Below are 6,008 nucleotides of genomic sequence, written 5' to 3' on the forward strand. Positions count from 1 at the left end.
AAGAAACATTGGCTTCTTTGCAAGCAACTGAGTTTAAAACGGCTAAATTAGGTTTTTTCCAACGTAACGAGATCAATTCTAAGGTAAAATATGCACTGAAATCACTTGATATATCGCCTCCAAAAGCCATTTTAGAAGTCACTGATAAGGTCTCAGACCCGTCTTAAAGTTGTAGATACACGCCATTTTTTTCATATCCCTGGAAACACGTATCCATATTGGCTTTTTTCCTGATGCTGTATCTACCCACCCAAAACCCAAGCAATAGTTGTCGTGGAAGAATTTCGCCATCGGGTTAGACGTCTGCCTTTTAAAAAAGCGGGGGAGTAGTAAGTGAGGCAAAAATATTAGTAGATAGCCCAGAGCGTCTTTTCCTTTGAGCCAGTGGTTGTATAATTGCACGCAATTCCGATAGAATATACAGACGTAATTTTCATGGTAAATAAGAATCACGTAAATAGGAGACATATGAACAAGAAGTATCTTGAGTTGGCACAAAAACACCTTGATAATCTGACCAAGCCCCGGGGCAGCCTCGGACGACTTGAGCAGTATGCCACTCGTCTTGCCGGCATCTATGAGACTCAGACGATTACGATCCCCAAAAAGGTGGTCTTTGTCTTTGCCGCCGACCACGGTGTTGCATCGGAGGGGGTATCGGCCTTTCCGGCGGCGGTCACACCGCAGATGGTTTTTAACTTTCTGGCCGGTGGGGCCGGAATAAACGTCCTTGCGCGCCATGCCGAGGTCGAGGTCGTGGTCGTAGACGTGGGCGTCAACTACGACTTTAAGGGACTGGAGGGCTTAATTCACAGCAAGGTCGTCCACGGTACCCGCAACATGGCAAAGGAGCCCGCCATGAGCCGCGAGCAAGCGCTACAGTGCATGGAGGTTGGCAGAGAACTGGTAGTCCGGTATGCCGATATGGGGTTTGGGATGTTTGCTACCGGTGAGATGGGCATAGCCAACACGACCGCCTCTGCAGCAATAACCTCCGTGATTACGTCAAGGCCTGTTGCCACGGTTACCGGAAGGGGTACAGGTATTGACGACGCTGCCCACAAGAGAAAAATAGACGTCATCGAACGTGCCATTGCCACGAACAAGCCGGACCGCTCCGACCCCATAGACGTCCTTGCCAAGGTGGGTGGGGCAGAGATTGCGGCCATAGCGGGTATGGTTCTGGGGGCGGCTCAGAGGTCGTTGCCCGTTGTCGTGGACGGCTTTATATCCAGTGCCGGGGCACTGATTGCCTACTGTATGGATAACACCGTAAAGGATTACATGTTCTTTGCGCACATGTCCCAGGAGGTCGGACACAAGGCCATCCTGGAGTTCATGGACTCCACTGCGATGCTCGACCTCGGTCTGCGTCTGGGTGAGGGGACGGGCGCTGCCCTGGCCATGACAATCCTCGATGCCGCTATCAAGATATACAGCGAAATGGCAACCTTTCAACAGGCGGGCGTAAGCGATTCTGAAGAGTCTTAGGGTATCGTTTGTCTTTGCCGTAGGGTTTCTCACGATACTGCCGTTGCCGTGGCGTTTTGAGGTCCTCGGCGACAGGGACGTGGCCAACAGTGCTGCGTCCTTCCCGCTTGTCGGGCTGTTGATAGGGGGTTGTCTGTGGGGATGTTGGGCGGTGAGCAGCAGGTATCTACCTGCGGAGGTGGCAGTCCTTCTGGTCGTCCTGACGTTGACTGTAATCACGGGGGGGTTGCACCTGGATGCCATCGCTGATACGTTTGACGCCATCGCAGCCAGAAAATCGGTAGCCGAAAAACTCGGCATCATGAAAAGCCCCACGGTAGGCCCCTTTGGCGTGGCCTCTATAGTGTTTTGCATAATGCTGAAATACCTGCTGTTAAAAACGCCCTTGGCAATTAATGCCTACGCTTTAGTGCTCTGCCCTGTGGTTGGTCGTTCGTGCTGTGTTTATGCCATGTATGCAGGCAAAAGCGCAATGAAAGACGGCCTTGGCAGGGTGTTCATTGAAAATACAACGTCCTGGATACTTCTGTTGTCTCTCCTGGCGGCAATATCGATTGCGGCTGCATTTGGCGTCCGATATCTGGTAATTTTACCTGTATGTTACGCCTTTACCCACCTGTGCGTCATGTCGTTTGGCAAACTGCTTGGCGGATTAAACGGAGATACCCTTGGGGCATTGATAGAGTTAAACGAACTGCTGTTTTTGCTGGTTCTAAATGTGCGACAAGGATCTATGTGATTGCCTTTAACTGCTCATGTTTTAAGATACCCCTCTCTTGAGCCAATTGCAACATGACTGCAACCGCCCTCTCACCCTCTTGCCCCATATCCAGGGAAAAGTCGTTGACGTACAGGTCGATGTGCCCGCGGATGTACACCTCGGACAGCTCACGACAGTAGCCCCGTATGTACTCAAGGGTCTCCTGTGGATGGCTATAAGCATAAAGGATTGACTCCCTGATGGCGGTGCTGACCCTCCGTGCCAAGGGTTCATCTACGCTCTGCCGCCTTGCCACGATGCAACCCAGCGGTATCGGTAAACCGTATGTTTGCTCCCACCACTGACCAAGGTCTGCCACCAGAGTCAGGCCATGCCCGGCATACGTAAAGCGGCTCTCGTGTATGATCAACCCGGCATCGACCCGGCCATCACTGACGGCATCAAGGATTGCGTGAAACGGCATCTCTACGACATTGCAACTAAAGGCCGGGTCATACAACTGCAACAGCAGATATGCCGTGGTATATCTGCCCGGGATGGCAATTTTCTTGCCGACCAGCCCTGTCATGGAGGTTGGTCTGAGGCTGACCACAAGTGGTCCGCAGCCCCGTCCCATAGCCGCCCCACTACGAAGCAGCCTGTACGTATCCCTCAGCAATCCATAGGCGTGAAACGATACCTTGGTGACATCCAGTTCACCGGCAAGGGCTGCAAGGTTTAGGGCCTCGATGTCCCGGATGTCCGGGGTAAATCTCAGGGCGCCGGTATCCACCGTGTTATGGACGAGGGCATAGAACATGTACGTGTCATTGGGGCATGGCGAAAACCCTAGTGTAAGGTGGTTGTTCAAGTGTACCTTATCCCGGTGGCCAGTGCATGGCCCTGCCGCCGATTACGTGCAGGTGGATGTGGTAGACACTCTGACCGGCCTCGGCGTTGCAATTGATGACCATCCGAAACCCGCGTTGTGCCACCTCCCTGTCCCTGGCAATACGACCGGCTACCTCAAACATATGTCCAACCACTGCGGTGTCCTCGCTGGTCATATCCAGTACTGTGGGGATGTGTTTTCTGGGGATTACGAGCACATGCACAGGGGCCTGTGGGTTGAGGTCCTCAAAGGCTACCACCTGGTCGTCCTCGTACACAACCGTTGCCCTTATTTCTTTGTTTGCTACCTTACAGAATATGCAATCCATATCTACCTCCTAAAAGATATAAATTATACAGACTACAGCATCATCCGGTCAAGAATAAAAAAACGCTTGCTGTAAAAAATCCTGTGATGACATATACCAAGATATAGCACGTTTCGATTGGATTAAATACAAAATAATGGCATTTTACGGGGTCAAGGGGTCAGCGACCCCCGGCTAAGTGGGGGACTGGTCCCCTTGCGGGGGGGGGGCTGAAGGGGCCCGGGGCGACCTGGAGCGAAAAAGAAGCGGAGCCGCCCCTTTCTTTCTTGTATTGCACACAATCGAAACGCGCTATATCTCTTGTTTGTAGTTTTTTACTTTTTGAGTTTCGTTTCGATCTCTTTGACCTTTGGGTGTTCCATCAACTTTGTGAATTTGGGGTTTGCCGACAGGGCAGAGATATCATTGGCGTTTATGGCGCGAATAATCTCCGGATCATTGAGTACCTGCTGGAAATCCTGGTCGTTTTTCAGCGACATAACGATGTTTAAGATATCGGGGTTCTGGAGCATCTCCTGTTTCAGGTCATTGGCGTCCGTCGCAAAGACAGGTGTAAACATACACCCCAACACGATAAATACACTGACGAGCATCTTCAGAAAATGCAGCAATAACCTTACCCCAATGCCTGAGGCCCCCTTGGGTGCGTAGTCCTTGTCCTTGTTGTTCCAGGCCGTGGCCGCTATATCCAGATGTACCCACGGTGTGTCACCAACAAACTCCTTCAGAAAATAGGCTGATGTCATAAGACCTCCTTCTCTGCCACCTATGTTTTTGATATCCGCCGTATCGCTCTTGAGATACTCCTTATACTCCTCGTACAGGGGCATCTGCCATACACGCTCGTATGTTTCGGCGGAGGCCTTCTTCAGTCTGTCCATGAGGTCGTCATTGTTGCCCATCATGGCAATGGCCTCGTTGCCAAATGCCACAGAACATGCACCCGTGAGCGTAGCCATATCGATGACCTCCTTGGGCTTGTAATGCTTAATTACGTATCCAAGGGCATCTGCCAGGGCAAGACGTCCCTCTGCATCGGTGTTGAGTATCTCTATGGTTTTGCCGGTAATGGCCTTTACGATATCTCCGGGTCTTGTGGCCTTACCTCCGGGCATGTTCTCTGTTGCCGGTAACACGGCTACAATATTAACGGGCAACTTATATTGAGCTGCTCCCTTGATTATGCCCAGCGTTGCCGCCCCACCGGCCATGTCATACTTCATCTGCTCCATGCCATCTGCCGGTTTCAGGGACAATCCGCCGCTGTCAAAGGTGACCGACTTCCCCACAATGGCAACAGGCTCTCCTGTGCCTCTGAGATATTCAAGGATAATGAATTTTGGCGGTTCCGCCGACCCCCTGGCAACGGCCAGGTACGAACCCATCCCCTCCTGTTCGATCTCATTAAGCTCAAGCACCTTTACCGTGACGTCCTCAGACCTCAGTGCCAGGGCCGCATTACTAAGCTGTGTTGGGGTCATGTCATTTGCCGGTGTGTTGGTGAGGTCCTTGGCAAAACCCACCGCACTGACAACTACCTCCAACCACTGCACTGACACGTCATCGGGGGAGGCCAGGACAACCACCTCCACGATCTCCTTGTCATTGGCGTCGTCATCGGTTGGGGTCTTGTATCTCTTAAACTGGTACTGACTCAGGAGCACTCCCTCTAAAAAGTAATGCGCCGCTCTGAAGTGGGCGTTCAGGGCAACCCCATCGGCCTTCAAAACAGACGTGGCTACCGTCACGGAGGAAATCCCCTTACCCTTGAGGGCGGAAAACGCCTTGCCGCCGCTGCGTCTGAGTTTGTCCTGCGATAGCTCCGACAACTTGCCCAATCCCACCAGGAGCAGGCCCTGAGTGTTGATGTTATTTACGTACAGCAGGGTAGTCTGGCCGTGTTTGCCGCTAAAGGCCCTGGTATCAAAGACCCTCTTTATCAAACCGCCTGTCCTTTCGTCTATACCGGCATAGAAATCAGCCCTGTCGCCCTCAAAAAAAGGCAGAACCAATACTTCGGCCATTACGGAATCCTCAGTTTCACTGCTTATCTTGATCTCCATCTCTGAATCTCCTCGTTGTATGCATTTGTCATGTTTAGCTATAAGGTAGCATTTTGTGTCACATTCTTTCAACCGTAGTTTTTTTAGAGGTGTATAAATTTTTCGAGAAAGGCTGAGACGGTGGAAGCTTTTTTTTTGATCCGGACTACTCTGGTCGGAAACTGTAGTCCATCAATTGGTCAAAGGTGTATAGGCAGGTCTCAGGTAATTCCCTGGTGTTAATTCCCGTTTCATCTTCAAATGTTCTTTTGGCTTCTATAAATCCTTTAGCTATTGGGTAATAGTTCACCCCCCCAAGAAGTAAGGAAAGAAAGGGGCGGCTCCGCCCCCCTTCAGAACCCCCCGCAAGGGGACCAGTCCCCTTGACCCCCATTATTTCACACTCAATTATCATGCCTGAAAAGACCTGTGTCATTTCAGTATACTAATATACTCGAGTTTTCGAAAAACAGGCAAACAGCATGGTATCAATTTTGCTAACCATTTTTGCCTGTTTTTTTATGCAATCTCACGCAACTCCTTCTGCTTTTCACG

General features: G+C 51.1%; 6 protein-coding genes. 2 read left to right on the forward strand and 4 right to left on the reverse strand.

Features of this window, described 5'->3' with window-relative positions; translation table 11 throughout:
• Positions 1-429: 429 nt before the first annotated feature.
• Together cobT and cobS are read left to right on the forward strand one after the other, a co-directional pair.
• Entirely contained in the window at positions 430-1,491 is a 1,062-nt protein-coding gene (gene cobT / locus HWQ67_RS11575; protein WP_425340722.1) for a nicotinate-nucleotide--dimethylbenzimidazole phosphoribosyltransferase, read from the forward strand.
• Positions 1,478-2,230: an adenosylcobinamide-GDP ribazoletransferase gene (cobS, locus tag HWQ67_RS11580; RefSeq protein ID WP_255317246.1), complete on the forward strand. Its 753-nt coding sequence runs from the start codon at positions 1,478-1,480 to the stop codon at positions 2,228-2,230. The genes cobT and cobS overlap by 14 nt, the downstream gene beginning before the upstream one ends.
• Here cobS and HWQ67_RS11585 read toward each other — a convergent pair.
• The 4 genes from HWQ67_RS11585 to HWQ67_RS11600 form a co-directional block, all read right to left on the reverse strand.
• Positions 2,223-3,062: a 1,4-dihydroxy-6-naphthoate synthase gene (locus tag HWQ67_RS11585; RefSeq protein WP_218252849.1), complete on the reverse strand. Its 840-nt coding sequence runs from the start codon at positions 3,060-3,062 to the stop codon at positions 2,223-2,225. The two genes, cobS and HWQ67_RS11585, sit on opposite strands and share 8 nt — an antisense overlap.
• A 7-nt stretch (positions 3,063-3,069) precedes the next feature.
• Positions 3,070-3,411, reverse strand: coding sequence for a histidine triad nucleotide-binding protein (locus HWQ67_RS11590; RefSeq protein ID WP_218252850.1), 342 nt, complete (start codon positions 3,409-3,411; stop codon positions 3,070-3,072).
• A 314-nt stretch (positions 3,412-3,725) separates the two neighbouring features.
• On the reverse strand, positions 3,726-5,474 hold the full coding sequence (locus HWQ67_RS11595) for a leucyl aminopeptidase (RefSeq protein WP_218252851.1): 1,749 nt from the start codon (positions 5,472-5,474) through the stop codon (positions 3,726-3,728).
• Positions 5,475-5,619: 145 nt separating this feature from the next.
• Positions 5,620-5,889, reverse strand: coding sequence for a DUF29 domain-containing protein (locus HWQ67_RS11600; RefSeq protein ID WP_218252852.1), 270 nt, complete (start codon positions 5,887-5,889; stop codon positions 5,620-5,622).
• Between the last annotated feature and the right edge of the window lie 119 nt (positions 5,890-6,008).

It is taken from the genome of Candidatus Magnetobacterium casense, assembly GCF_019173545.1.
Taxonomy (GTDB): domain Bacteria; phylum Nitrospirota; class Thermodesulfovibrionia; order Thermodesulfovibrionales; family Magnetobacteriaceae; genus Magnetobacterium; species Magnetobacterium cryptolimnobacter.